Consider the following 24,476-nt stretch of genomic DNA (forward strand, 5'->3'; position numbering starts at 1 on the left):
CAGGGCGATCGACGTGCAAATCTACCTACCGATCGCAGAAGTCAGCCTGAACCTCTACCTCCTGCTGGGCCTCGGCCTTGGGGTGGGATTTCTGTCGGGCATGTTCGGCGTCGGCGGCGGATTTTTGATGACGCCGATCCTGATCTTTCTGGGCGTGCCGCCGGCGGTGGCGGTGTCCACCCAGGCCAACCAGATCGTCGCCAGCTCAGTCTCCGGCGCGCTCGCCCACTGGCGCCGGCGAAGTCTCGACGTGAAGATGGGCCTGGTGCTCATCGCCGGCGGGGTATTCGGCTCGGTTTCGGGCGTTCAACTGTTCTCGATCCTGCAGGCCATGGGCCAGATCGATCTGGTGATTTCGCTTTGCTATGTGGGCTTTCTGGGCGTCATCGGCGCCCTGATGTTCGTGGAGAGCGCCGGCGCGATCCGGCGGCGCTATTCCAAGACCCCGCGTCCGAAGAAGAAACGCCGCAAGCGCGGGATCATCGATGCCCTGCCGTTGAAAACCCGCTTTCCGGTGTCCGGGCTTTACATGAGCGTGATCCCGCCGCTGGCCATCGGGTTTCTGGTGGGGGCGCTTGCTGCGCTCATGGGCGTCGGCGGCGGCTTCGTCATGGTGCCGGCGATGATCTATATCCTGCGCATGCCCACCAATGTCGTCATCGGCACCAGCCTGTTCCAGATCCTGTTCGTCACGGCCCTCACCACCATTCTGCAGGCGGCGCAGAACCAGACCGTGGACGTGATGCTGGCCGGTCTTCTGATCGTCGGCGGGGTGATCGGCGCCCAGATCGGCGCCCGCGTCGGCGCGAAGGTGCGCGCCGAGGAATTGCGCGCCGCGCTGGCGCTGATCGTGCTTCTGGTGTGCGGCAAGCTCGCCTGGGATCTCGGTGCGACGCCGCAGGACCTCTTTGTCCTCATGGATACGCGGGAGGGCTCATGATCGCGCGCATCTTCGCCGGGCGTTCAGTGTTTGCAGCCGTTATGGCGGCCTGCCTTACGCTCGCTGCGCCGTCCATGGCCGGAGCTCAGGCCGAGGCGCCGGTTCCGGCGCAGGAGGGCGGCCAGAGCGTGGCGCGCATCTCCGCGGCCCTGACTCAGGACGTGGTGGAGATCCGCTCCAATTTCGCCGGCGCCGAGCTGACACTTTTCGGCGCCGCGGCCGGCCTTGAGGACGGCGACGACATCGTGATGATCGTGCGCGGTCCCCAGCGCGACATGCGCGTGATGCGCAAGCGGCGCGTCCTTGGTATCTGGGTCAACGCCGCACCGGTGAGGTTTGAGGCGGTCCCGAGCTTTTACGCCATCGCCTCCACCCGCCCGCTGGACGAGTTCGCCACCTTCTCCGCTCTGCGCCGCAACTCCATGGGTATGGAGCATCTGCGCCTGTCCGCGCCGGAGACCGAGCGCACCGAGACCCGTTTCGGGGTCACCGACATGCGGGTCTCCGATCTGGGCGCGGACATCATCGACTACCGCGCAGCCGTGGTGCGCAACAAGGCGCGTCAGGATCTCTACGCAGAGGCGCCGGGCGGGGTGGAGATCATCGATAACGGGCTGTTCTCCGCCCGGCTCTTCCTGCCGCCGGTGACGCCCACGGGCGTTTACGACACCGAGGTCTATCTTTTCCGGGACGGCGCGCCCATCGCGCGCTGGTCGGATACGCTGGAAGTGGTCAAGGCCGGCGCCGAGCGGGCCATCTATGACCTTGCGCACCAGCACCCCCTTGTCTACGGCGTCCTAGCGGTGATCATGGCGGTGCTGGCCGGATGGATCGCCGCCGCATTCGGCCGCAGGAAGTAAAAAGGCCCGATACCGATGAAATCACTCAGCGACGCCCCCCTCGCTCCGGTCCTGCTCGGCTTCGCCGGGATCCTCCCCTTCATCGCCGGAGCGCTGGGACTGGCGCTGGGCGGTCAGGCCGCGCTGCAGGCGGCCAACGCGCTGCCGGTCTACGCCGCGGTGATCCTCGCCTTCATGGCCGGCGGGCGATGGGCGAGCGAACTGGTCATCCATGGCGACCAGCCGCGCACCGGGGTCCTGGTGCTGGCGATCCTCATCGCGCTGGCCGGCTGGATCGCAGTGCCGCTCCAGGTGTGGAGCCGGCCCGGCTCAGCGGTGAATTTCGAACTGATCGGCTGGGGCGTCCTGATCGCCGGCTTCGTGATCCAGTTTCTCTGGGATCGCTCTGCGATCCGAGACGCGCTGTTTCCCGGCTGGTATCTGCCGCTGCGGCTCTATTGCACGCTGGGCGCGGTGATCAGCCTGTCGCTGGCCGCCTTCATCCGCTGGTCGCCCACCTTCAGTCTCTAGACCTCAAGCAGGCGGACATTCGAAAGCGTCGCCAGGCGCCGGTCGAAGGTGACAAGTTCGCTGGCGCCGGACCGCTCGGCGGCGGCGGCGATCATGGCGTCGGCGAAATCGAGCTTTCCGGTTTCGTAGGCGAGGATGGCGCTCTGAACGTCGAGACGGTCCTCAATCTCGAACATGTCGGCGAGCGCCACCCGCTTGAGGGCCTGCGCGACCACTTCTCGGGGAAGCTTCAAGGAGCGCCGCAGAACCCAAGTCAGCTCGATCATCACCTCTCGCGAGATGAAAGCCTTTCGGGCCTTTGAACAGCCCGCGATCAGATCATGGGCCAGCACGTATTGCGCCTCGTCATCGCGCGCGATGAATCGAGCCAGGATGTTGGTGTCCAGCGCGATCAATCGTCGGACTCGCCGCGCGCCCAGCCGTCGGCGATCGCCTCGTTCATCGCGTCGATCGATACGGGCTTGCGGTCAGGGTCGTGGAGCATTCCGCCCAGGTCCATGACCGAGCAGACGCGCGCCATGCGCACTTCGCCGCCGTGGATGAAATACCTGACCTGGTCCCCGCCATGCAGGCTCAAGGCCTCCCGCACCGCCTTGGGCAGCGTGGTCTGGCCCTTCTCCGAGATCGTCGAGTCGACAGGTTTCTGCGCGGTCATAGGTAAGGCGCTCCTTGGAAACGCCTTACCTTACCGCGAACCGCCTTACTTTTCCAGATTTACCCGTACTTGCCAGAGTTACTCGTACTTGAACGTAAGGCCCGCATGAGCGCTCAAGCGGTCGATGAGGGCGTTGCCCAGCGCCGGCGCCGGCGTCCACACGCCGCCGGGCGTGGTCTCCATCGCGATGTCGCGGGCCAGAGCGATGGCGCTTTCGGCGATCATTTTCGAGGTGGAGCCATAGCCGGGATCCCGGTCGCCGGCGACGCTGGCGGTGAGGTGCTCGCCGTTGACCATCTCGCCAGTGAACATGATCTCGTAATAGCCGGTCTCGCGCTCCTCCTTGGAGGGGCCTTCACCGGGCTTGGGCGGGTTTTCCGACATGGATTTGTCGGCCGCCACGTGATTGGCGATCTTCTCGCCCTTCTCGCCGTCACCGGTGAGCATCATCTCGTCATACTGGAAGTCCTCGCCATAGCGATGACCCATGAGGAAGTTGGAGCGGTGTATGTTCTTGCTGTTGATGGTGGCCATCATGAAGGGGGCGGACCAGGATTTCAGGTCCTCCTCATAGATCGGCTTGGACCCCGAAGGCTGTTTCGGCCCGTCAAAGCCCGGCGTCAGGGAAAACGGATCCTTGAGCCAGTTGATGATGTCAGGCTCTCGCCCGGCGCGCTTCATGGTTTCTGCAAAGCTCGCCGCGGTGCCGCCGGAGAAGGTGCCCTTCATGGAGCGTACCCGGCCCTTGACGCGCTGGATCGGCGCGCCCGAGCGCCGGATCGCCTCTTCCTGCAGGAACAAAACGCCAAGATCGAAGGGGATTGAGTCAAAACCGCAAGACAAAACGATGCGCGCGCCGGTCTCGCGCGCCTTCGCATCGTACTTTTCGATCATGTCCTTCATCCAGGCGGGCTCGCCGCACAGATCCACATAATTGGTGGCGTTCTGCACGCAGGCGCTCAGAAGCGGTTCGCCATAAAGCTGGTACGGCCCCACCGTGCTGATCACCGCCTCAGTCCGTCCGCTCATCGCCAGAAGCGAGGCGGGATCATCGCTGTCGGCCACGATGAGCGGCGTGTCGGCCGGCGCCTTGATCTCGTCGCGCACGGCCTTCAGCTTGTCTTCGGACCGGCCGGCCATCGCAAAGCGCACGCCAGGATGGGCGGAGGCGAGATACTCTGCGACCAGGCGCCCGGTGAAACCGGTGGCTCCGTAAACGACGATCTCGAACTCGCGACGGCTCATAGTGGTGGTCCTTTTTTCTGCCCTTGGGTCAAATCTACGCGGAAGGTCGTCGCTTCGCCTCGCCATGGCAAGGGGGGCGGGCCGGTTTTCCCTCAGCTGCGCCGTCAGTCGCCGCGCAGCTTGGCGCCGGCCACCGGATAAACCCGCTCGCGCCCGATCATCCAGGCGGTGGGGCGATCGGCGAAAATTTGCGCCCAGGCGGTGTCGCACACATTGAGCCCGCCGGTGAACGCGCCGAAGGCCGGCATCACCAGCCGCGTCCCGTCGGTGGCGAAGCAGCGCCGGCGCATGGCCCGCCCACGCACCGTGACGCGCGCGCACGGGTGAAGGTGTCCGGCCACCTCGCCAACCTGCGCGCCGGCCTGGGGTTCATGGCGCAGGGTGAGCGGGCCAAGCCGCGCCTCATGGGCGGTGCGGCCGCCAAAGCGGGCGGGCGGCTCCGGATCGTGATTGCCCTCGATCCACAGCCAGTCCTCTACAGAAGCCACGAGCCCCGCCAGCATGCGTGCGTCATCTCCGTGTATGCGCCCGTCCGCGCCCAGATCATGAAAGCTGTCGCCCAGCGCCACCACGCGCGCCGGTTTCAGGCGCGTGATGGCATCGGCGAGGGTCTTCAAGGTCGCGCGCGTGTCATAGGGCGGCAGGAAGCGGCCCTTCGCCGCGAAGGCGCTGCCCTTTTCAAAATGCAGATCCGCCACTAGCAGCGCGCCCGTTTCAAGCGCCAGCGCTGCGCCGGAAATGTCGGCGGCCAGGCGCGCGCCGTTCACAGTCATCACGGCGTCGGGACAGTGCGGCAGGGTCTGGAGCATGACACCCACTTAGGCGCACGAAGCGTGAACGGGCAAGGGCGCGGCGCCGCCATGCGTCAGGCCGACGCGCGCGCGTGCGCAGGCGGGTTCACCTTTCACCCTGCCCGGCCTAGGTTGCACGCGCAGTATGAACCCCTGGGAGACCCGCCCATGCGCCTTGCCCGCTCCACAGCAGCGTTCGCCGCGTCAATCATGTCGGCCGCCATTCTCGCTGCATGCTCGCAGCCCGTGGATGATGAATCGCCCGCCGCACCGGAAACCGGGGAGACCGGCCAGATCGCCGCGCCGGACTATCCTGCGACCCGGACGGTGGATCAGGTGGACGTCTATCAAAGCGCGGCGCAGGGCCAGGTGGCGGTGGCGGACCCCTATCGCTGGCTAGAAACCGATGTGCGCGTGTCGGATGAGGTCGCCGACTGGGTGATGGCGCAGAACGCCGTCACCAACGCCTATCTGGCAGAGCTGCCCGGCCGCGAGATCATCGCCAATCGCCTGGCCGAGCTCTGGAATTACGAGCGCTTCGGCCTTCCAAGCGTGCAGGGCGGCCGCTATTTCTTCACCCGCAATGACGGCCTGCAGGATCAAAGCGTGCTTTTGGTCCAGGACGGGGTGAACGGCGATTCGCGCGTCCTCATCGATCCCAACACCTGGTCAGACGACGGAACCACGGCGCTCGCCGGCTATCAGGCGAGCCCGGACGGATCAAAGCTGGCCTATTTCGTTCAGGAAGGCGGCTCGGACTGGCGCACGATCCGTGTGCTGGACGTGGCCACCGGCGAGGTTTCCTCCGAGCAGATCGACTGGGTGAAGTTTTCGCCCCTGTCCTGGGCCAAGGACGGCTCGGGCTTTTACTACTCGCGTTATCCCGCGCCCGGGGACGGCGAGGCGTTCACCGCGCTCAATCTCAACCAGGCGATCTATTTTCATGAGATCGGAACCGGGCAGAGCACAGACCGCGAGATCATCGCCGATCCACAAAACCCCGAAACCGGCTGGCGCGGCAGCGTCAGCGATGACGGCCGCTATCTGATCGTGCGCTCCTCCACAGGGACCGACGGCAATGGAATCGCCATCCTTGACCTGGAAACGCCAGACGCCGAGCCGGTGTCAATCTTTGAGGGCTTTGCGAACAATCATCTCTATGTGGGCAATTTGGGCGAGACCTTTCTGTTCCACACCGATCTGGGCGCGCCGAACGGGCGCATCGTCGCGGTGAACCTGTCAGATCCCGCCACCCTCACCGATATGGTTGCCGAGACCGGCGACGTGATCACCGGCGCCGACCATGTAGGCGGCCATATCATCGTGGAGCGCATGAAGGACGTGGCCAGCAGGGTGGATGTCTACACCGAGGCCGGTGATCTGGTACGCTCGGTGGCGCTGCCCGGCCTTGGCGTGGCGTCGGGCTTTTCCGGCTCGCCGGACCGCGCGGAGACGTTCTACGCCTATGAAAGCCTCACCCAGGCGCCGACCCTCTACCGTTATGACGTCCAGAGCGGCGAGAGCGAGATCTTCCGCGCGCCGGAGCTGACCTATGATCCGGCGGACTATGTGGTTGAGCAGGTGTTTTATGAGAGCACCGGAGGGGCGCGCATCCCGATGTTTATCGCCCACCACCGCGGTGTGGAGCCGAACGGCGAGCAGCCGACCCTCATCTACGGCTATGGCGGGTTCGCCATCACGCGGAGGCCCGATTTCGACGTGCGCCGCCTGCAGTGGATGGAGATGGGCGGGGTCTACGCCATCGCAAATATTCGCGGCGGCTCGGCCTATGGCCGCGACTGGCACGACGCAGGGCGGCTGGCCAACAAGCAGAACGTGTTCGACGACTTCATCAACGCCGGGCGCGCCATGATTGACCTGGGCTGGACCAGCCCCGCCAACCTGGCGATCCATGGCCGCTCAAACGGCGGTCTGCTGGTCGGTGCGGTGGCCAATCAGGCGCCGGGCCTGTTCGCAGCGGCCCTGCCGGCGGTGGGCGTGATGGACATGCTGCGCTTTAATCAGTTCACCGCCGGGCGCTTCTGGGTGGATGATTACGGCAGCCCTCAGGATCCCGAGCTGTTCGACGTGCTCCACGCCTACTCGCCTTATCACAATATCCCCGAGGGCGAAGATTATCCGGCGACACTGATAACCACCGGCGACACCGATGACCGGGTGGTGCCGGGCCATTCGTTCAAATACGCCGCTGCGCTTCAGGCGGCCGAGACCGGCGACGCACCCACCCTCATCCGCGTCGAGACCAGCGCCGGCCATGGCTCGGGCACCCCGGTCTCCAAACTCATCAACGAGGCCGCCGATCGCTGGGCCTTCATCGCCCACCACACCGGGCTTTCTGTGGAAGCAGACGAGAACTCGCGGTAAACATATCGCCAAAGCTGTCTGAACGGACGGATCTCGCCCATGACGTTTAACGGCAAGCTTGAGCGTCTTCAGGCGCTGCATGAAGCCCTGCGGGAAGGCCGGCCGCGCCCGGACTCCACCGCCGGCTGGTTCTCGGCAAGCGCCCTTTTGCCCGCTGACGGGACGCCCGAAACGCTCGCGGCCGACACTCGCGCGCACCATGACGCCCTGAAGGACCGGCTTGGCCGGAGCGCCGCGCCCACAGGCTCCCTGCGCTGGGCCTATGCCGCGATCCAGATCCGCAACGGCGTCGCCGCGGACCGGTTCGCGGCGCTGCGTGACGGCCTTCGCGATGTGCGCAAGTCCTCCCGCACAGGCGCCCTGCACGCCGGCGGATCCCGCGCCGCCCTGGTCCTCACCGCCGGCGATCTCGACCCCGCCGAAGCCGTCCGCCGCTTCTTCGCGCTGAAGCAGGCGCTGAACCCGCCCTGGTGGCGGCGCGACGCCTCGGTGACCGACACATTTTGCGCCGCCCATGCGGTGCGCGGCGACGATCCGCGCAGCGTCTTTCAGGTGCGAAACCGGGCCGAAGCAGTGTTCAAGGAAGACCGCAACGCAAGGGGGCACAAGCGCACCGGCGCCCGGGCCTGCGCCCTTCACGAGGCCGAGCCGCGCACGGTCCTGAAGCGCTTCCTGGCGCTGGACGCAATGCGAAGGCATGAGCGCACCCTGCGCCACCGGGTAAGCCGCGGGATGCTGATGGATTGGGCCGCCGAGGGGCTGGAGGAATCCGATCTCGGCGTGATTTCGCAAATCCTCGACACCTTGCCCCGGCGTTGCGCCGCCACGGGCGAAGGCCGCGCGCGCCTCGCCTATCTTGTGCACACCAGCGACCGGCAGAACCTGACCGCTGGCGCCGTGACTGCGCTGGCCGCCATCATCGCCGCCCAGACCGCCGCCATCGTGGCCGCCACCACGGCGGCGACGGTGGCGACGACATCGGCGACCAGCTGACCCGGCCCCCGCCTCCGCACACTCGCCCATTGAGCGTGACCCGCCCTGCGCGCCGGCCCCCGCCCATCTGCAGGGAGCACCCTTGCAGCGGAGCCTTCCCGCTGAAGCGCAACCCGAAACCGGGACCCGGCGTTCGGACAAATTGCGCTCAAGATCAAAAAGACAGAGCACGTGACCTGACACAGTCAGGTCGGATCGCGCCTTAGTCGCGCAAAAGCGCGTTGATGCTGGTTTTCGACCGGGTCTGGGCGTCCACACGCTTGACGATGACGGCGCAGTAGAGGCTGGGACCGCCGTCCTTGCCGGGCAGCGCGCCGGGCACGACCACCGAATAGCTGGGCACTTCGCCGCGTAGCACTTCGCCCGTCTCCCGGTTCACGATCTTGGTGGAAGCGCCCAGATACACGCCCATGGACAGCACCGCGCCCTCGCGCACGATCACGCCTTCGGCCACCTCGGCGCGGGCGCCGATGAAGCACCCGTCCTCGATGATCACCGGATTGGCCTGCAGCGGCTCCAGAACGCCGCCGATCCCGGCGCCGCCGGAGATGTGCACGTTCTTCCCGATCTGGGCGCAGGAGCCCACCGTGGCCCAGGTGTCCACCATCGTGCCCTCGTCCACATAGGCGCCGATATTGACGAAGGACGGCATCAGCACCGCGCCCTTTGCGATAAAGGCGCCCCGGCGCACGGCGGCGGGCGGCACGGCGCGGAAGCCGGCCGCCTTGAACTCGGTCTCGCCCCAGCCGTCAAACTTAGACGGGACCTTGTCCCACCATGGCCCGCCGTCCACGCCGCCGGACATCAGCCGGTTGGGGTTGAGGCGAAAGGACAGCAGCACCGCCTTCTTGAGCCATTCATGGACCACCCAGTCGCCATTACCCTCGCGCGAGGCGATGCGCGCCTCGCCGCTGTCCAGCGCGGACAGCACCGCCTCCACTGCGTCGCGAACCTCGCCGCCGGTGTCGGCGCCGATCTGGTCGCGGATTTCAAAGGCGGCGTCGATGATGGGGCGAAGCGTGGTGTCGAAAGACATGGGTGTTATCCGTTCTTCTTAATCGCTGAAGTCCGCCAGTCACCCAGGAAGGTGCGCAGGCAGTCGGCGGTGTAATGCACATGGGGCGGCGCCGCGTTCGGGCCGGCGCTCTCCCCGCCCGGGATCTCGCGCGCGGCGCGCACGAGCACGGTGGTGTAGCCCATGGCTGCTGCGGTTTCGAGATTGCGCGCACTGTCTTCAAACATCACCGCGCCCTTGGGATCAAAGCCGAACTTACTGGTGAACCGTTCAAAGCTCTCGCGTTCGGGCTTGGGCGTATAGCCGCCGGCCTTGATGTCGTAGAGGTCGTCAAACAGGCCATTGAGACCCAGCCGGTCGATCACCTTCTCGGCGTGCTTTTGGCTGCCGTTTGTAAAAACCAGGCGCTTGCCCTGGATCGCGGCCACATGATCGGCGAGCACCGGATCTGGCGTGATGGCGTCATGGTCGACATCATGCACGAAGTCGAGAAATTCAGCCATGTCCACATCGTGGTTGGCCATCAACCCGGTGAGCGTAGCGCCGTAGCTGTGCCAGTATTTTTTCTGGACCGCGCGCGCGGCGTCGTGGTCGAGATCCAGAAGCTTCATGACAAACTGCGTCATGCGCTTGTCCACCTGGACCATGATGTCGGCGTCGGCCGGGTAGAGCGTGTTGTCCAGATCGAACACCCAGGTGTCCACATGGTCGAGCTTGACCGGTTTCATCGCGGCGCCGCCTCTTCAAAATCGCGCTCGGTCAGGCGCAGGGTCGCGCCGCCGTCTTGAGGGTCCGGCGCAGGGCGGAAGCCGGCCGTCTCGAACCCGGTGTCGCCGCACGCCTCGCGCAGCTCGGTGGAGAATCGGGCCGGCGCCACACAGAATTCTTCCCGCGCCATGGACAAAGGCCGCATGGCAGCGCCGGTGATCAGCCGGGCGTGCACGAACGTCTCTCCAGCGGTCAGGCGTTCGGCGAGCGGCTTGGCGCAGGCGCCCGGCTCGACGCGCCACCAGCCGCGCGTGATATAGGCGTCGCCTTCAGCCCGCGACACCGCCGCAGCGATCGGCAGATCCGCGTTGTTACAGATTTGCAGGCCCGCAATTTCATTGCGGGCGAGGGCGCGTTCATGCAGGGCGGTGATCAGCGCGGCCCGGTCGGAGCCGAAAGACCGGCCGGTATCGGTTTCGAAAACCTCCACCTGGCGGCGGGTGCGCCGGCCGGCATAGCCGTCGATGACGCGGATATCATAGCCCGCCGACTGCAGCAGGCGTTGCAGGCCGGCCTCCTCGGCGCGGTCGCGATAATCAGCAAGCTCTATCAGAACGGCGCGGCTGCGCTCGGTCTCTGAGAGTTGGCGGAACTGTCGGGTTTCAAGGCCCAGCGCGTCGCAATCGGCGACACCCTCGATCTGGAAGTCCGTGACGTCGACGCAGACATCCAGCCCGCCGCGCCATTCGCGCACCCCGCCCAGATAGGCCGGAGTGGAGCGCGCATAGAGATATTGGTCGGTCTCCGGGCCCGGCCCGATCTCGCCGCATCCGCCCGGCGCGAGACGCACCCAGCCCTCGGCGGCGAGCCCGGAGGGCGTGCGCCAGGCCTTGGCCACATCCACCATGAAGCTGGTTTCGTTGCACACCTCGGCCCCGCGCGCCGGGGCGGTGAAGGCCAGCCCGGTGACAAGGACGGCCAGGAGCGCGAGCGCGCGCATCAGCTGTGTCCGAACGCCGCGATCTCGGCGCGCAATTCGGCCAGGCCCTCGCCTTTGGAAGAACTAGTCAGCGCCACGACAGGAAAGGCTGCGGGGCGCCGGCGGATCTTCTCTTCAGTCTCCACGCGCCGGGCCTCGGCCTCGGCGGGTTTCAGCTTGTCGATCTTGGTCAGCGCGATCTGATAGACCACGGCCGCTTCATCCAGCGCCTTCATGATCGCCTCGTCGGTGGGCTTGATGCCGTGGCGGGAGTCGATGAGCAGGATGACCCGCTTCAAATTCACCCGCCCTCTAAGATAATCCTTGGTCAGCGCCGTCCAGCGGTCGACCACTTTCTTGGGCGCCTTTGCAAAACCATAGCCTGGCAGGTCGACAATTCTGAGGCGCCCGCCGAGATCAAAGAAGTTCAGCTCGCGCGTGCGCCCCGGCTCGTTGGAGGCGCGCGCGATATTGCGCCGCCCGGTCAGGGCGTTGATCAGCGAGGACTTTCCCACATTGGAGCGGCCCGCAAACGCCACTTCCGGCGCGGTGGGTTCAGGCAGGGTGGATAGGCTCACCACCCCCAGCATGAAGTCGCAATCGCCTGCGAACAGCTTGCGGCCGTCCTCAAGCCAGGCCTGACGCTCAGGATCGTCGCCGTCGGACGGCCCGGTCATGGCGCTTATGACCTCGGCTTCTTCTTGGGCGCGGGACGCTTCCTCTTCGCCGCCGGATTGGAGCGGGTGCGTCCGGCCTCAGGCGCGGAAGCGGCGGGCTTGGATGCGGCCCGCTTTGCCGGGGCGCGCTTTGCGGCGGAGGCGGGCTTGGCGTCGCCCTCATCCGCTTCAGCGCCATCGGTCTCATCACCAGGATCGGCGGCGTTGGCGGCCGTATCGGCGTCAATGCCGTCGCCGGCGGTCTGGGCGGCCGCGCCGTCGCCCGTGGCGGGATCGGGGGTCGCCTGGGCGTCGTCACGGGCCCCATCGGTGAGCACGCCGGCTTCGACGCTGGAGACTTTTTCGGTGAGCGTGGCGCCCGCCGTGTCGCTGGCCGCGTCGCTCTCGAACACTGGCTTGGGCTTGCCTTGCAGGCGCGCCTTGATCCGGATGATGTTCTTGTCCAACTCCGTCTCCACGCCCTGACGGCGCATGATCAGGTATTGCTGGCCCACCGTCAGGGTGTTGTTCCACGACCAGTAGATGATCAGGGCGGCCGGGAACGGCGCCATCACGATGGTGAAGACGATGGGCAGGAAGGCGAAGATCTGACGCTGGATCTTGTCGGGCGGGGGCGGGTTCAGCGATTGCTGGGCCCACATGGTCAGACCCATGATGAGCGGCCAGACGCCCAGCGCCAGCGTCGAGCCGATGATCGGCACTCCGGACGGGTCATAGGGCAGCAGCCCGAACAGATTCCACATGGTGGTGGGGTCGGCCACCGACATGTCCTGGATCCACCCGAAAAACGGCGCGTGGCGCGCATCCAGCGAGATGAACACGGTCTTGTAGAGCGCAAAGAAGATCGGGATCTGCGGCAGGATCGGCAGACAGCCGGCCACCGGATTGATCTTCTCCTTTTTGTAGAGATCCATCATGGCCTTCTGCTGGGCCTGGGGATCGTTCTTATGACGCTCGCGAATCTCGGTCATTTTCGGACCGGCTGAACGCATCTTCGCCATGGAGGCGAAGGCCTTGTTGTTGAGCGGGAAAAGCAGGGCCTTCAGCACCAGCACCAGCGCCATGATGGCCAGGCCGTAATTGCCCATGATCCCGTAGAAGAAATGCAGAATGGAGAAGAAGGGCCGGGTGAAGAACCAGAACATGCCCCAGTCGATAGCCATGGTCAGGCGCTCGATGCCGATTTCTTCTTCATAGCGCGCCAGAAGCGGCTGGGATTTGGCGCCGGCGAACACATGGGAGACGTTGGTGATCGCCTCGCCGGGAGGAATGGTCACCGCCTCAGCGAGATAGTTGGATTCAAACACCGGGTTGCCGGGCCGGTCGAGAACGCGGAACTGGCCGCGCACCTGGGGCGCGCCCTCCGGCGCCACGGCGGCGAGCCAGTATTTCGAAGTCAGACCCATCCAGCCGCCCTGCCCGGTGCGTTCGGTCAGGTCGCCGCGGCCCTCGTTCTCCATCTTGCCGAACTTGCGATCGAACATCTCCTCACCGACGACGCCGACAGCGCCTTCGTGCAGTATGAAGAAGTTCTGCAGGTCAGCCGGAACCCCCTCCTGGCGCACCAGGGCGTAGGGGCGCAGCGCCACCGCCGACATGGACTGGTTGGACACCTGGTCTGTGACGGTGAACAGATAATCCTCGTCCACCTCGATGGTGCGGCGGAACACCAGATCACCGGCGGCGTACTGCAGTACGACAGGGCTTGTGGGGGTGAGCACCTCGCCCTGCACCAGGCTCCATTGCGCCGAGAGGCCCGGCAGGCCGTCCACCTGGCCAAGCCAGCCTGCGGCGGCGTAATGGCCGCCAGGCGAGCCTTCAGGGGTCAGCAGAGTGACGGGGATGCCGCTGTCCGGCTCGGTGTCGTAGCGTAGAAGGTCGAGATCATCAAAGCGCGCGCCGGTGAGATTGATGGAGCCGGAGACCGCATCGGTGCGCACCGGAATGCGCTGGGAACTGGCGAGCGCCTGCTCGCGCGAGACCGGGACGGCGGCGTCGGCGGCGCCAAAACTGTCAGGCGCGGCGGTGGGCGCGTCATCTCCTTGGGCCGTGACTTCGCCGGCGGCGGCCCGTTCGGACTGGCGGCGCTCGGCCATGGGATCCAGAACGAAGGCCTGATAGCCCAGCATGAACACCATCAGTACGACGACTGCGATGATCAGATTGCGATATTCACCCACGAAAGCGGTCCTTACCTGCCGGGCGCGCCAGGCGCAGCCTTTATTGTGTCGGGTGCGCGCTGGCGTGTGCGCGGCGCGCGAGGCTTACCAATGCGCTTTCCACATCGTCAAGCAAGGCCGCCCAGGCGCGCTCCGGCGTCGCAGCCCGTGCGATGAACACATAATCGGTTCCAGCCCGCCCGTGGAGGGGTAAAAGCAGGCGGGCCGCCTCACGCAGGCGGCGCTTGGCGCGGTTTCGGACAACCGCATTTCCGATCTTCTTGGTGGCGGTGAAACCCGCGCGCGCCGGACCGTCGCTATCGTCGGCCCGCGCGCGCATCTGGATGACCACGCCGGGGCGGGCCTGGCGCGGGGCTTCGCGCGCACGTAAAAAATCGCGCCGCAGCGTGATCCGCGCGGCGCGATTCGGGTAGGCGGTCAGGATGCCGGTCAGCCCTTAGGCCGAAAGACGGCTGCGGCCTTTGGAACGGCGACGCGCGACGATCTGACGGCCGGCTTTGGTGGCCATGCGCGAACGGAAACCGTGGCGGCGGGCGCGAACCAGTTTCGAAGGCTGGAATGTACGTTTCACGGTGGTTCTCCCATCGGGATCAGCGGCCGGTCCCCCGGCGGCTCAAATTAGAGGCGCGGTTTGTACGGGACGGGCTCCGTCCAGTCAAGCACGGCGAGTGAGTCCGGAGGCCGCCTCCGGGCCGGTTATCCCGGAGATGTCCCGCCGCTTGGGACCGGCGGCGCCGCGCGAGACCCGTGGAAACCCGGCTCGCGGTCCTGAACCCGTTCATATTGCGCGCCCACACCACGCGCCGGGCGTTAATGCGTTACGCCCGTTCACGCGTTGGTGACACCGCGTGCGCGGGTCGTGACTATCGCTATCGCCGCGTAAGGCTATATGCCAGCCTGACAGGATCGAGACCGAGAAGGACGACAGACATGAGCGCCAAAAACGACGCGCCGGACGGCGGCGAAGGGAAATCGACACCGCTCTGGAAACGCCTGCTTCCGCTGGCCGCACTCGGCGCCGGCCTGGCGCTGTTCTTCGCGCTGGGCGGTCAGCAATATCTGAACCCGGAGGCCGCGTCGGCCCTTCTGCGCGATCTCACCGGCTATGTGGAGGCCAATCTCTGGCTGGCGGCGCTGGCGTATCTCGCCTTTTACGCCCTCGCCGTCTCGGTCTCGGTGCCGGGTGCGATCTGGTTCACGCTGGGCGCGGGCTTCCTTTTCGGGCCCTGGCTGGGCGCCGGGGTGGCGCTTCTCGGGGCCACGATCGGCGCGACGATCCTGTTCCTGGCCGCCCGCTACGCGTTTGCAGACTGGGTGCGAAACAAGTTTCCAGGCTATGTGAAGAAGCTTCAGGACGGGTTTTCCCAGGACGCGTTCACCTATGTGATGATCCTGCGCCTGATCCCGGTCTTTCCTTTCTTCGTGATCAATCTGGCGACTGCGCTCTTGAATGTGCCGCTGCGCGCCTTCGTGCTCGCCTCGCTCATCGGCATGGCGCCGGGCGCCTATGTCTACGCCACCGTGGGCGGCAAGCTCTCCAGCGTGGTGGACGAGGGCATCCCCTCCTTCACAGAGCTTTTGGATCTGGAGCTTATCCTGGCCCTTATCGTGTTCGCCCTGCTCGCCGTGCTGCCGGCGGTCTACAAGCGGGTGACCGGCAAGACATCGCCGGCCAAGCCGGCTGAAGGAGACGCATAAATGAGCCGCGAACGCATCAAGGCCGATCTCGCCGTGATCGGCGCAGGCTCAGGCGGGCTGGTGACCAGCGCCGGGGCCGCCATGCTGGGCCGCAAGGTCGTCCTGTTTGAAGCGAACAAGATGGGCGGCGACTGCCTGAACTATGGCTGCGTGCCGTCCAAGGCGATCCTCACCGCCGCCCACAAGGCCCATGCGGTGCGTCACGCCGGCCGGTACGGAATCTCCACCGGCGAGGTCAGCGTCGACTTCGCCAAGGTGCGCGAGAATATCGCCAAGTCCATCCGCGCCATCGAGCCCAATGACAGCCAGGAGCGCTTTGAAGGCATGGGCGTTAAGGTGGTGCGCGAGCGCGCCCGCTTCATCGACGAGAAGACCGTCGCCTCCGCCAGCGTGGAGGTGCAGGCCAGGCGCATCGTGCTGGCGTCCGGCACCCGCGCACGCATTCCCGGCATCTCCGGCATCGAGGATACGCCCTATCTGACCAATGAGACGATCTGGTCGGTGGAGACGCTGCCTGAGCATCTGATCATCATGGGCGGCGGTCCGATCGGGACCGAGCTGGGCCAGGCGTTCGCGCGGCTGGGCTCCAGGGTGACGCTGCTGGAGGCCGGGCGCATCCTGTCACGCTTTGAGCCGGACCACGCCGCGATAGCCGCACAATCACTGGCCGCCGACGGTGTGGACGTGAAGGTGGGCGTGCGCGCCACCGGCGTGCGCCGCAGCGACGATGGCGGGGTGGAGGTCGCCACCTCTCTGCGCGAGATCATTCGCGGCTCCCACTTGCTGGTGGCCATCGGGCGCGAGCCGGTGTTCGACGGGCTCAATCTGGAGGCCGCCGGAATCGAGACCGACGCCAACGGCGTGGTCTGCGACGACAAGCTTCGAACCGCCAACAAGCGCGTCTTCGCCGCCGGCGACATCGCGGGCAAGGGCGCCCTCACCCATCTGGCCGGCTGGCATGGCTCGGTGATCGTGCGAAATCTTTATTTCGGCGTGCCCACAAAGCAATCAAGCCAGCTCATCCCTCAGGCGGTCTACACCGATCCGCCGCTGGCCGGCATCGGGCTCACCGAGGCCGAGGCGCGCGAGCAGCATGGCGACAAGGTGACGGTCAAGAGCTTCCCCTTCGCCGAGAATGACCGCGCGATCGCCGAGCTGGACACGGTGGGCGACGGGCGTCTGGTGATCGGCAAGGGCGGCAAAATCCTGGGCGCCCACGCCGCCGGAGCGCGCGCCGATGACCTCATCCAGATCGCGCAGGCGGTGATGGCCACCGGGGGCTCGGTGCGCGACCTCACCAGCCCTGTCGCGCCCTATCCCACACGCGGTGAAGTGTTCAAACGCGCCGCTAGCAAGTATTACGAGCCCACAGTGTTCGGCCCGCTGGCGAAAACCTGGGCCGGGCTTTTGACGCAATTCCACTAGCCGCAAGACGGCGGGGGAGCGAACGGCGGGGGCATGACGAACGGGCCGCAGGACAGCCACGCCGGCACGCCGCCTGGCACCACTGGGCGCGTGCGGCGCGTCACGGCGGGCGTGCGGGCCTGGGCGTTGTCCCTGCCCGGCAAGCTTCTGGCGCTGTCGGTGGCCTTCGTCCTGCTGGCCGAGATTTTGATCTTCTTTCCCAGCGCCGCGAGCTTTCGCACCGGCTGGCTGATGGACCGGGCCGATTCCGCGCATCTCGCCGCCCTCGCCGCTGAAAGCGCCGGCGGCATGCAGCTGGGCGAGGACATGGTGCGCGAGCTTCTCGCCGGCGCCGAAGTGGTCGCGGTGTCCCGCGTGACGCAAGGCGTCAACGAGCTGGTGCTGGGCGGCGCCATCGGGGAGGCAGAACTCGTCACCGCCGATCTGACCCAGGAGGGCTTTTTCGACGCTCTGGTGGCGGTGTGCCACACCCTGTTCGCGCCGGAGGGCCGGTTTCTCAGAATCATCGCCGAGCCGCGCACCCGAAGCGACGAGCGCATCAGCGTCATCGTGCCCGAAGCCGGGCTGAAAGCCGATTTACTTGTGTTTTCGCGCAATATCGCGCTGCTCTCGCTGTTCATCGCGGCGGTGACCGGCGGCCTTCTTTATGTGGTGCTCCTCTACATGCTGGTGCGGCCCATGCGCAGCCTGGCGCGGGCGATGACCGCTTTTGCAGAAGATCCGCTCGATCCCGCCCGGCGCGCCCCCGGGCCGCAGCGCTCCGATGAGCTGGGGGAGGCTCAGGCCGCCCTCGCCTCCATGCAGGACGAGGTGCGCGCCGCCTTCGCCCAGAGGGAGCGCCTGGCCGCGCTGGGCGGCGCGGTGGCGCGCATCAATCACGATCTTCGAAACGTGCTGGCCAGCGCCCAGCTTGTTTCTGACCGGCTCGCCATGAACGCCGACGAGCGGGTGGCGGGCATGGGCGCGCGCCTTCTGCGCGCCGTTGATCGCGGGGTGCGCCTTTGCGAGGAGACGCTGGAATACGGCCGCGCCAAGGAGCGCGAACCCGAGCTGCGCCGCGTGAGCTTGAAAGACGCGGTGGACGACGCCGCCGGCGACGCCTTCGCCGCCACGGGGGCGGCCGACTGGTCGAACGCCATTGATGAGACCGCCAGCGTTCTCGCCGATCGCGACCACCTGCACCGCATCGCGCTGAATCTGGTGCGCAACGCCGTACAGGCCATGCCCGACGGCGGCGCGATCCACGCCGATTGCCGGCGCGAGGGCGAGGCCCTCATCCTCAGCCTTGCCGACACCGGACCCGGCGTGCCCGACCGGATCGCGGAAACCCTGTTTGAGCCTTTCGGGCGCTCCGGCTCTGCGGGCGGAACCGGGCTTGGCCTCTCCATCGCGCGCGAACTCGCCCGCACTATGGGCGGCGACGTGACGCTGGCTGCAACCGGGCCCGAAGGCAGCGTATTTGAAGTGCGGCTGAAACCGGCCGGCCCGGACGCCGCCTGAGGCCTTAAGCTGAACGCAAGCGCACCACCGGCGCCGCCGACCGCGCCTTCATGGTGGCCGCGTCCAGCAACGCTGGGCGACCCAGAAGGAAGCCCTGGGCCTCGTCGCAGGATTCCTCGCGCAAGGCGTCAAGCTGGCGCTCGGTCTCGATACCTTCGGCCAGAACCGGGATCGACAGCGTGCGCGCCATGGACAGGACCGCACGGATCACCGCACGGGTGCGCTCGTCATCGGTGAGCGCGTCGGTGAAGGTCTTGTCCAGCTTGATCTTGTCGAACGGGAACGCCCGCAGAGTGTCCAGAGAGGAATAGCCGGTGCCGAAATCATCCAGCGCCACGGCCACGCCCAGCGCCTTGATCTGACGCATGACGTGAAGCGACTGGGCCTTGTCCTTGATGAGCGCGGTTTCGGTGAGCTCAATCTCCAGCCGCTCCGGGGGCAGGCCCGTGTCGATGAGGATCTGATGGATCTGATGGGGCAGCCCGGCGTGGGTGAGCTGGATCGCGGAAAGATTCACCGCCACTTTGAGCGGATCGCGCCATTCCATCGCCTCGGCGCAGGCCCGGCGCAGCACCCATTCGCCCAGGGGCAGGATCAGCCCGTTGGCTTCGGCGAGTGGAATGAACGTGGCCGGCGGCACCGAGCCGCGTTCGGGATGGGTCCAGCGCAGCAGCGCTTCATACCCGATCACCTCACCGGTGCGGATCGAGGTCTGGATCTGGTAATGGAGCGCCAGCTCGTTACGGGCGATGGCGTTTCTGAGATCGCTGGCGAGCACCCGGCGCTCGCGCACCTTCTCGCCCAGGGCGGGATCGTAGAAGCACACCGTCTCCAGCGGATCGAGCTTGGCCTTGTACATGGCCAGATCCGCGTTGCGCACCAGCGTTTGCGGATCGGCCCCGTCACGCGGATGCACCGCCACGCCCAGGCTCGCCCCCGTGCACACCTCCACATGATCAAACCGGATGGTGTCGTTGAACGCCCGCTCGATGCGCGCGGTCAGGTCCTGCAGCGCCTCCTCGCCGTCGAATGCGGCGATCAGGGCGAACTCGTCGCCGCCGAACCGGGCGGGGAAGTGGCGCTCGCCGCAAACCGCGCGCAGGCGCCGGGACAGCTCGCACAAGACCTGGTCGCCGGCTTCATGGCCCCAGGCGTCGTTGATCTCTTTGAACCGGTTCAAGTCGATGCCGATCACCGCCAGCGACCGCCCGCGCGCGATACGCGCGCTGAGCTCGTCGTTGAACGCCGTCCGGTTCGGCAGGCCGGTGAGGGAATCATGCAGAGCCATGTGGCGCAGCTGCTCGTCGCTCTGCTCGATGCGGCGCGAGTCGATGAGATAGCTCGACACCCCGGTGCCGATGATGATGAGGCCGGCCACCGCCACCGCCAGCGCCATGGCCCGGAACGCCGCCGCGTCCGCCCCGGCGCTGACGCCGTCCATGGGGATGACCTCAAACGCGGCCATTCCCGTGAAGTGAAGCGCCACGATTCCCGTGACCAGCAGCGCGGCGGGACTGACAGCCTGAAGCAGCGTTGCGGCGCGCGCTTTCACCGCGCCCAGCGCCAGCGCGGCGAATACGCACGACAGCACAAGTGAAGCGGCGATATAGGGCGCGCTCCAGCTCACCAGCCCGTCGACGCGATAGGCGAACATTCCGACAAAGTGCATCGCCGCGATCGCCAGACCCAGCAGAGCGCCGCCCACATACGGGCCCATGCGCCCGGGCAGGCTGGACGCCGCCTGCAGGGCGATGGCCGCACCGCCGATGGCGATAAGGCCGGAGACAAGCGTCAGAACCGGGTCAAAGCTCACCGGCGCCGGCGGCTGATAGCCCAGCATCGCCACGAAATGCGTCGTCCAGATCGCTGCGCCGGCGCTCACCGATGTGAGGAAAAGCCAGCCATGGCGGCTGGCGCCCTCGCTTCGCAAGACGCCGCGATAGAGCCGGATCGTAACCGCTGATCCCAGCACGCATACGAGGCCGGCGAGAAGGACAAGCCACAGATTATGCTCGAGAACGAGACAGGAAATAACACGCATGAACCACCCGCTGATGCTGTCATCGGATGTAGCGCGAAGAGTCTTAAAGCTAAGTGCCCGGCAGGGTCAGCCTTGGGTAACCATAGGCCCGAGTAGGGAATTTCCGGTCAGGCGTGGAGATCCTCTCCGGCCAGCGCCCGCTCGATCAGCGTAATGGTTTCCGGCACGCCGTAGAGCGCGGCGAGCCCGCCGAAGCGCGGCCCCTGGCTCTGGCCCAGAAGCACCTCGTAGAGCGCCGTGAACCAGTCGCGCAACGGTTCAAACCCGTGATCCTTTCCGGCGGCGAAGACTTCGGTCTGGATCACTTCAGGATCAGTCTCGGCCGGATCCAGAGCTTTGAACCGCGCCACCAGATTCTCCATGGCCGCGCGCTCTGTCTCGCTGGGCGCGCGGTAGGATTTGAACGGCTTCACGAAGTCCTCGTAATAGGCGATCGCATAGCCCGCCAGCCGGTCCACAAAGGGCTCGGTCTCCGGCGTGGCGCCGGGCGAATAGCGCTCGATGAAGCCCCATAGCTGCTCGCTTGTCTGAACATTGGCGGCCGAGACCAGGTTCAGAATCAGCGAAAAACCGATCGACGAGCCTGAGTCCGGCGGATGCCCGTCATGGATGTGCCAGACCGGGTTTTCGATCTGCTTGTCCGGCTCCTGCCCCGGATAGGCGGCCAGGTGCTGGCGATACTCGTCCACGGCCTTGGGGATGACGTCGAAATGCAGCCGCTTGGCGGTTCTGGGCTTCGTGAACATGTAGAGCGACAGGCTCTCCTGGGGCGCGTAGCGCAGCCACTCCTCCACCGACAGGCCGTTGCCCTTGGACTTGGAGATTTTCTCGCCCTGGTCATCCAGAAAGAGCTCGTAGACGAACTGCACCGGCGGCTCGACGCCCAGGATCTTGCAGATTTTCGAGTAGATCGGGGCGTTGGCCTGGTGGTCCTTGCCGAACATTTCAAAATCAACGCCCAGCGCCGCCCAGCGCATGCCGAAATCGGGCTTCCACTGCAGCTTGGTGTTCCCGCCGGTGACCGGCAGGGTGACGTCGGTCCCGTCCTCGTCCTCAAATGTGATCTCGCCGGACTTGGCGTCCACCTTCTTCATGGGCACGTACAGCACCCGGCCTGTTGTGGGCGAGATCGGCAGGAAGGGCGAGTAGGTCGCCTGACGCTCCGCGCCCAGCGTCGGGAGCATCACCTCCATGATGGCGTCGAACTTCTCCAGCGCGCGTAAAAGCGCGTCGTCAAAGGCGCCCGAGCGATACTGCTGCGTGGCGGAGAAGAACTCGTAATCGAACCCGAAACTGTCCAGGAAACCGCGCAGGCGGGCGTTGTTGTGCTGCGCAAAGCCCTCATGGGTTTCAAACGGATCGGGCACGTCGGTGAGCGGCTTGCCCATGTTGGCGTGCAGCATTTCCTGATTGGGCAGATTGCCCGGGATCTTGCGCATGCCGTCCATGTCGTCGGAGAAGCAGATCAGCCGGGTCGGGATCTGGTCATCGGTGAGCACGCGAAAGGCGTGGCGCACCATGGAGGTGCGCGCCACTTCGCCGAACGTGCCGATATGAGGAAGCCCCGACGGCCCGTAGCCGGTCTCGAAGATCACCGCCTCGCCCGTCTTGCCCGCCTTCTCCACCCGTTTCAGGACGGCGCGCGCCTGTTCGAACGGCCAGGCCTTGGCGGATTGGGCGATCGGGACGAGATCGGTCATGGGGGCGGGTCGCTTCTTGATGACGGGAATGCAGAGCGGCTGAAGTATGCCCGCCGCGCGAGGCGGTCAACACCGGGGCCTCCGCCAAAGGTCGCCCTTGCGCGCAGGCCGCCGGGCGCGCGAAGGTCCCGGAGACGGCATACGCCCAGACACTCATGCGAGGAGACCGCCATGGCCCAGGACGTTTATCCGGTTCCTGAAAGCTTCGCCAATGCGCGCATAACCCCTGAAATCTACGCGCAGAAATACAAGCAATCCATCGAGGAGCCCGACGCGTTCTGGCGCGAGGAGCTGAAGCGGCTGGACTGGTTCACGCGGCCCGAGCAGATCTCCGATGTGAGCTTTGACCAGGATGATCTCCATGTCCGCTGGTTCGAGGACGGGGTCATTAACGCCAGTTATGAATGCATCGACCGGCACTTGAAGACCCGCGCCAACAAGGTGGCGCTGATCTGGGAGGGCGATAACCCGGCCTATCACCACGCCGTCACCTACGCCCAGCTGCACAACCATGTGTGCCGCTTCGCCAACGAGCTGAAGAAGATCGGCGTGAAGAAGGGCGACCGCGTCACGCTCTATATGCCGATGATCCTGGAGGCCGCCTACGCCATGCTGGCGTGCGCGCGCATCGGTGCGGTCCACTCGGTGGTGTTCGGCGGGTTCAGTCCCGAGGCGCTCGCGGGCCGGATCGAGGATTGCGGCAGCGAATTCGTCGTCACCGCCGACCAGGGCGTGCGCGGCGGGCGCGGCGTGCCGCTCAAGGACAATGTCGATAAGGCGATCGAGATCTGCGGCGGGGTGAAGGCGGTGCTGTGCGTGCGCCATACCGGCGCAGCCGTGGCCTGGGTGGAGGGCCGCGACCACTGGCACCACGAGCTGGGCCTGGAGGTGGACTCCAAGTGCGAGCCGGAACCCATGAAAGCGGAGGATCCGCTGTTCATCCTCTACACCTCAGGCTCCACGGGGAAGCCCAAGGGCGTTCTGCACACCACCGGCGGCTATCTTCTGTGGACCGCCATGACCCACGCCTACACGTTCGATCATCGCGAGGAGGACGTGTTCTGGTGCACCGCCGATGTGGGCTGGGTGACCGGGCACAGCTATATCGTCTACGGACCCCTGGCCAACGGCGCCACATCGGTGATGTTCGAGGGCGTGCCCACCTGGCCGGGACCGGACCGGGCCTGGCGCGTGGTGGCCAAGCACAAGGTGTCGGTGATCTACACCGCCCCCACGGCCATCCGCGCGATCATGCGCATGGGCGACGAGCCGGTGAAGCAGCATGACCGCTCGTCCCTGCGCCTGCTGGGCAGTGTCGGCGAGCCGATCAATCCCGAGGCCTGGCGCTGGTATCACGAGGTTGTCGGCGACGGGCGCTGCCCCATCGTGGACACCTGGTGGCAGACCGAAACCGGCGGCCACCTCATCACCGCCCTGCCCGGCGCCCATGCGCTGAAGCCCGGTGCGGCGAGTTTTCCCATGTTCGGGGTGAAGCCCGCCCTCATGGACGCGGAAGGAAACCGCCTCTCAGACACCGGCGCCCAGGAAGGCAATCTGGTGCTGGAAGGGTCATGGCCGGGACAGATGCGCACGGTGTATGGCGACCATCAGCGCTTCTTCGAGACCTATTTCTCCGCCTATCCCGGCGTCTATTTCACCGGCGACGGGGCGCGGCGCGACGCCGACGGATACTGGTGGATCACCGGCCGGGTGGACGACGTGCTCAACGTCTCCGGCCATCGCCTGGGCACGGCCGAAATCGAAAGCGCCCTTGTGCTCCACGCGCTCGTCGCCGAAGCCGCGGTAGTGGGCTATCCCCATGATCTGAAGGGCCAGGGCATCTATTGCTATGTCACCCTCATCGACGGGGTGGAGCCCACCAAGGACACTGAAAAGGCCCTCAAGGACCATGTGAGAAAGGAGATCGGCCCGGTGGCGAGCCCGGACGTGATCCAGTTCACCCCGGCTTTGCCGAAAACCCGCTCGGGCAAGATCATGCGCCGCATCCTGCGAAAGATCGCCGAGGGCGAGTTCGACAAGCTGGGCGACACCTCCACCCTCGCAGATCCCGGCGTCGTCGATGACCTGATGGAGGGACGAAAAGCGGCTCTGGGGTGAGGCGCTGGACGGCCGCATATCTGCGATTGTTTGCATGGGGACGCTAAAAACCCCAC

General features: G+C 66.2%; 22 protein-coding genes. 9 read left to right on the plus strand and 13 right to left on the minus strand.

Going from position 1 to position 24,476, the window contains the following annotated elements; translation table 11 throughout:
- Positions 1 to 13: 13 nt before the first annotated feature.
- From ACWCOP_RS11755 to ACWCOP_RS11765, 3 genes are read left to right on the plus strand one after another with little or no spacing between them, the layout of a single operon-like run.
- Positions 14 to 940 (plus strand): sulfite exporter TauE/SafE family protein, encoded by a 927-nt coding sequence (locus ACWCOP_RS11755; RefSeq protein WP_478248476.1) that lies wholly within the window; start codon positions 14 to 16, stop codon positions 938 to 940.
- Entirely contained in the window at positions 937 to 1,800 is an 864-nt protein-coding gene (locus ACWCOP_RS11760) for a TIGR02186 family protein (RefSeq protein WP_478248477.1), read from the plus strand. The genes ACWCOP_RS11755 and ACWCOP_RS11760 overlap by 4 nt, the downstream gene beginning before the upstream one ends.
- A gap of 15 nt (positions 1,801 to 1,815) precedes the next feature.
- Complete coding sequence (locus ACWCOP_RS11765; RefSeq protein WP_478248478.1) at positions 1,816 to 2,310, plus strand: DUF3429 domain-containing protein; 495 nt, start codon at positions 1,816 to 1,818, stop codon at positions 2,308 to 2,310.
- On the opposite strand, the gene ACWCOP_RS11770 is transcribed toward ACWCOP_RS11765, so the two are convergent.
- From ACWCOP_RS11770 to pdeM, 4 genes are all read right to left on the minus strand, one after another.
- The gene (locus tag ACWCOP_RS11770) at positions 2,307 to 2,705 is read right to left on the minus strand and encodes a PIN domain-containing protein (RefSeq protein ID WP_478248479.1); all 399 of its coding nucleotides are present in this window, start codon (positions 2,703 to 2,705) and stop codon (positions 2,307 to 2,309) included. The two genes, ACWCOP_RS11765 and ACWCOP_RS11770, sit on opposite strands and share 4 nt — an antisense overlap.
- Positions 2,702 to 2,965, minus strand: a complete 264-nt coding sequence (locus ACWCOP_RS11775) for an AbrB/MazE/SpoVT family DNA-binding domain-containing protein (RefSeq protein WP_478248480.1) — start codon at positions 2,963 to 2,965, stop codon at positions 2,702 to 2,704. Before ACWCOP_RS11775 ends, ACWCOP_RS11770 begins: the two co-directional genes overlap by 4 nt.
- Before the next feature lie 78 nt (positions 2,966 to 3,043).
- The gene (locus tag ACWCOP_RS11780; protein WP_478248481.1) at positions 3,044 to 4,210 is read right to left on the minus strand and encodes a saccharopine dehydrogenase family protein; all 1,167 of its coding nucleotides are present in this window, start codon (positions 4,208 to 4,210) and stop codon (positions 3,044 to 3,046) included.
- A 104-nt stretch (positions 4,211 to 4,314) separates the two neighbouring features.
- Entirely contained in the window at positions 4,315 to 5,019 is a 705-nt protein-coding gene (gene pdeM, locus ACWCOP_RS11785) for a ligase-associated DNA damage response endonuclease PdeM (protein ID WP_478248482.1), read from the minus strand.
- Positions 5,020 to 5,169: 150 nt separating this feature from the next.
- Here pdeM and ACWCOP_RS11790 point away from each other — a divergent pair, with 150 nt between their 5' ends.
- Both ACWCOP_RS11790 and ACWCOP_RS11795 read left to right on the plus strand, forming a co-directional pair.
- Positions 5,170 to 7,386 (plus strand): prolyl oligopeptidase family serine peptidase, encoded by a 2,217-nt coding sequence (locus ACWCOP_RS11790; RefSeq protein ID WP_478248483.1) that lies wholly within the window; start codon positions 5,170 to 5,172, stop codon positions 7,384 to 7,386.
- Positions 7,387 to 7,425: 39 nt separating this feature from the next.
- Entirely contained in the window at positions 7,426 to 8,379 is a 954-nt protein-coding gene (locus ACWCOP_RS11795; RefSeq protein WP_478248484.1) for a hypothetical protein, read from the plus strand.
- A gap of 202 nt (positions 8,380 to 8,581) precedes the next feature.
- On the opposite strand, the gene dapD is transcribed toward ACWCOP_RS11795, so the two are convergent.
- Genes dapD through rpmH form a run of 7 tightly spaced genes read right to left on the minus strand, consistent with a single transcriptional unit; the run spans position 8,582 to position 14,509 of the window.
- Positions 8,582 to 9,415, minus strand: coding sequence for a 2,3,4,5-tetrahydropyridine-2,6-dicarboxylate N-succinyltransferase (gene dapD, locus ACWCOP_RS11800; protein ID WP_478248485.1), 834 nt, complete (start codon positions 9,413 to 9,415; stop codon positions 8,582 to 8,584).
- A 5-nt stretch (positions 9,416 to 9,420) separates the two neighbouring features.
- Positions 9,421 to 10,122, minus strand: a complete 702-nt coding sequence (locus tag ACWCOP_RS11805; protein WP_478248486.1) for a pyrimidine 5'-nucleotidase — start codon at positions 10,120 to 10,122, stop codon at positions 9,421 to 9,423.
- Positions 10,119 to 11,102: a DUF1036 domain-containing protein gene (locus ACWCOP_RS11810; RefSeq protein WP_478248487.1), complete on the minus strand. Its 984-nt coding sequence runs from the start codon at positions 11,100 to 11,102 to the stop codon at positions 10,119 to 10,121. Before ACWCOP_RS11810 ends, ACWCOP_RS11805 begins: the two co-directional genes overlap by 4 nt.
- Positions 11,102 to 11,758, minus strand: a complete 657-nt coding sequence (gene yihA / locus ACWCOP_RS11815; protein WP_478248489.1) for a ribosome biogenesis GTP-binding protein YihA/YsxC — start codon at positions 11,756 to 11,758, stop codon at positions 11,102 to 11,104. The genes ACWCOP_RS11810 and yihA overlap by 1 nt, the downstream gene beginning before the upstream one ends.
- A gap of 5 nt (positions 11,759 to 11,763) precedes the next feature.
- A complete protein-coding gene (yidC, locus tag ACWCOP_RS11820) occupies positions 11,764 to 13,938 on the minus strand; it encodes a membrane protein insertase YidC (RefSeq protein ID WP_478248490.1) in 2,175 nt (724 codons plus the stop codon).
- A gap of 40 nt (positions 13,939 to 13,978) precedes the next feature.
- A complete protein-coding gene (gene rnpA, locus ACWCOP_RS11825) occupies positions 13,979 to 14,362 on the minus strand; it encodes a ribonuclease P protein component (protein WP_478250686.1) in 384 nt (127 codons plus the stop codon).
- 12 nt (positions 14,363 to 14,374) lie between these two features.
- Positions 14,375 to 14,509, minus strand: a complete 135-nt coding sequence (rpmH, locus tag ACWCOP_RS11830; RefSeq protein ID WP_478248491.1) for a 50S ribosomal protein L34 — start codon at positions 14,507 to 14,509, stop codon at positions 14,375 to 14,377.
- Between the two features lie 359 nt (positions 14,510 to 14,868).
- On the opposite strand from rpmH, the gene ACWCOP_RS11835 reads away from it, so the two are divergent.
- The 3 genes from ACWCOP_RS11835 to ACWCOP_RS11845 are packed head-to-tail and all read left to right on the plus strand — an operon-like array spanning position 14,869 to position 18,561.
- Positions 14,869 to 15,636 carry a TVP38/TMEM64 family protein gene (locus ACWCOP_RS11835; protein WP_478248492.1) on the plus strand — a complete coding sequence of 256 codons (768 nt, stop codon included), beginning with the start codon at positions 14,869 to 14,871 and terminating at the stop codon, positions 15,634 to 15,636.
- Positions 15,637 to 17,061, plus strand: a complete 1,425-nt coding sequence (locus ACWCOP_RS11840) for a dihydrolipoyl dehydrogenase family protein (RefSeq protein ID WP_478248493.1) — start codon at positions 15,637 to 15,639, stop codon at positions 17,059 to 17,061.
- A 33-nt stretch (positions 17,062 to 17,094) separates the two neighbouring features.
- A complete protein-coding gene (locus ACWCOP_RS11845) occupies positions 17,095 to 18,561 on the plus strand; it encodes a sensor histidine kinase (protein ID WP_478248494.1) in 1,467 nt (488 codons plus the stop codon).
- A gap of 4 nt (positions 18,562 to 18,565) precedes the next feature.
- On the opposite strand, the gene ACWCOP_RS11850 is transcribed toward ACWCOP_RS11845, so the two are convergent.
- Together ACWCOP_RS11850 and ACWCOP_RS11855 are read right to left on the minus strand one after the other, a co-directional pair.
- Positions 18,566 to 20,602, minus strand: coding sequence for a putative bifunctional diguanylate cyclase/phosphodiesterase (locus ACWCOP_RS11850; protein ID WP_478248495.1), 2,037 nt, complete (start codon positions 20,600 to 20,602; stop codon positions 18,566 to 18,568).
- Positions 20,603 to 20,709: 107 nt separating this feature from the next.
- Entirely contained in the window at positions 20,710 to 22,302 is a 1,593-nt protein-coding gene (locus tag ACWCOP_RS11855) for a lysine--tRNA ligase (protein ID WP_478248496.1), read from the minus strand.
- Positions 22,303 to 22,473: 171 nt separating this feature from the next.
- On the opposite strand from ACWCOP_RS11855, the gene acs reads away from it, so the two are divergent.
- Entirely contained in the window at positions 22,474 to 24,420 is a 1,947-nt protein-coding gene (acs, locus tag ACWCOP_RS11860) for an acetate--CoA ligase (protein WP_478248497.1), read from the plus strand.
- Positions 24,421 to 24,476 lie beyond the last annotated feature (56 nt).

This window comes from Apolloniradiicaulis salifontis (assembly GCF_053756655.1).

What these genes read in the sequence shown, in the direction of transcription:
- ACWCOP_RS11760 (WP_478248477.1), top strand. Translation starts at nt 937, where the DNA reads ATGATCGCGCGCATCTTCGCCGGGCGTTCAGTGTTTGCAGCCGTTATG.
- ACWCOP_RS11765 (WP_478248478.1), top strand. Translation starts at nt 1,816, where the DNA reads ATGAAATCACTCAGCGACGCCCCCCTCGCTCCGGTCCTGCTCGGCTTC.
- ACWCOP_RS11775 (WP_478248480.1), bottom strand. Translation starts at nt 2,965, where the DNA reads ATGACCGCGCAGAAACCTGTCGACTCGACGATCTCGGAGAAGGGCCAG.
- ACWCOP_RS11780 (WP_478248481.1), bottom strand. Translation starts at nt 4,210, where the DNA reads ATGAGCCGTCGCGAGTTCGAGATCGTCGTTTACGGAGCCACCGGTTTC.
- pdeM (WP_478248482.1), bottom strand. Translation starts at nt 5,019, where the DNA reads ATGCTCCAGACCCTGCCGCACTGTCCCGACGCCGTGATGACTGTGAAC.
- ACWCOP_RS11790 (WP_478248483.1), top strand. Translation starts at nt 5,170, where the DNA reads ATGCGCCTTGCCCGCTCCACAGCAGCGTTCGCCGCGTCAATCATGTCG.
- ACWCOP_RS11795 (WP_478248484.1), top strand. Translation starts at nt 7,426, where the DNA reads ATGACGTTTAACGGCAAGCTTGAGCGTCTTCAGGCGCTGCATGAAGCC.
- dapD (WP_478248485.1), bottom strand. Translation starts at nt 9,415, where the DNA reads ATGTCTTTCGACACCACGCTTCGCCCCATCATCGACGCCGCCTTTGAA.
- ACWCOP_RS11805 (WP_478248486.1), bottom strand. Translation starts at nt 10,122, where the DNA reads ATGAAACCGGTCAAGCTCGACCATGTGGACACCTGGGTGTTCGATCTG.
- ACWCOP_RS11810 (WP_478248487.1), bottom strand. Translation starts at nt 11,102, where the DNA reads ATGCGCGCGCTCGCGCTCCTGGCCGTCCTTGTCACCGGGCTGGCCTTC.
- yihA (WP_478248489.1), bottom strand. Translation starts at nt 11,758, where the DNA reads ATGACCGGGCCGTCCGACGGCGACGATCCTGAGCGTCAGGCCTGGCTT.
- ACWCOP_RS11835 (WP_478248492.1), top strand. Translation starts at nt 14,869, where the DNA reads ATGAGCGCCAAAAACGACGCGCCGGACGGCGGCGAAGGGAAATCGACA.
- ACWCOP_RS11840 (WP_478248493.1), top strand. Translation starts at nt 15,637, where the DNA reads ATGAGCCGCGAACGCATCAAGGCCGATCTCGCCGTGATCGGCGCAGGC.
- ACWCOP_RS11845 (WP_478248494.1), top strand. Translation starts at nt 17,095, where the DNA reads ATGACGAACGGGCCGCAGGACAGCCACGCCGGCACGCCGCCTGGCACC.
- ACWCOP_RS11850 (WP_478248495.1), bottom strand. Translation starts at nt 20,602, where the DNA reads ATGCGTGTTATTTCCTGTCTCGTTCTCGAGCATAATCTGTGGCTTGTC.
- ACWCOP_RS11855 (WP_478248496.1), bottom strand. Translation starts at nt 22,302, where the DNA reads ATGACCGATCTCGTCCCGATCGCCCAATCCGCCAAGGCCTGGCCGTTC.
- acs (WP_478248497.1), top strand. Translation starts at nt 22,474, where the DNA reads ATGGCCCAGGACGTTTATCCGGTTCCTGAAAGCTTCGCCAATGCGCGC.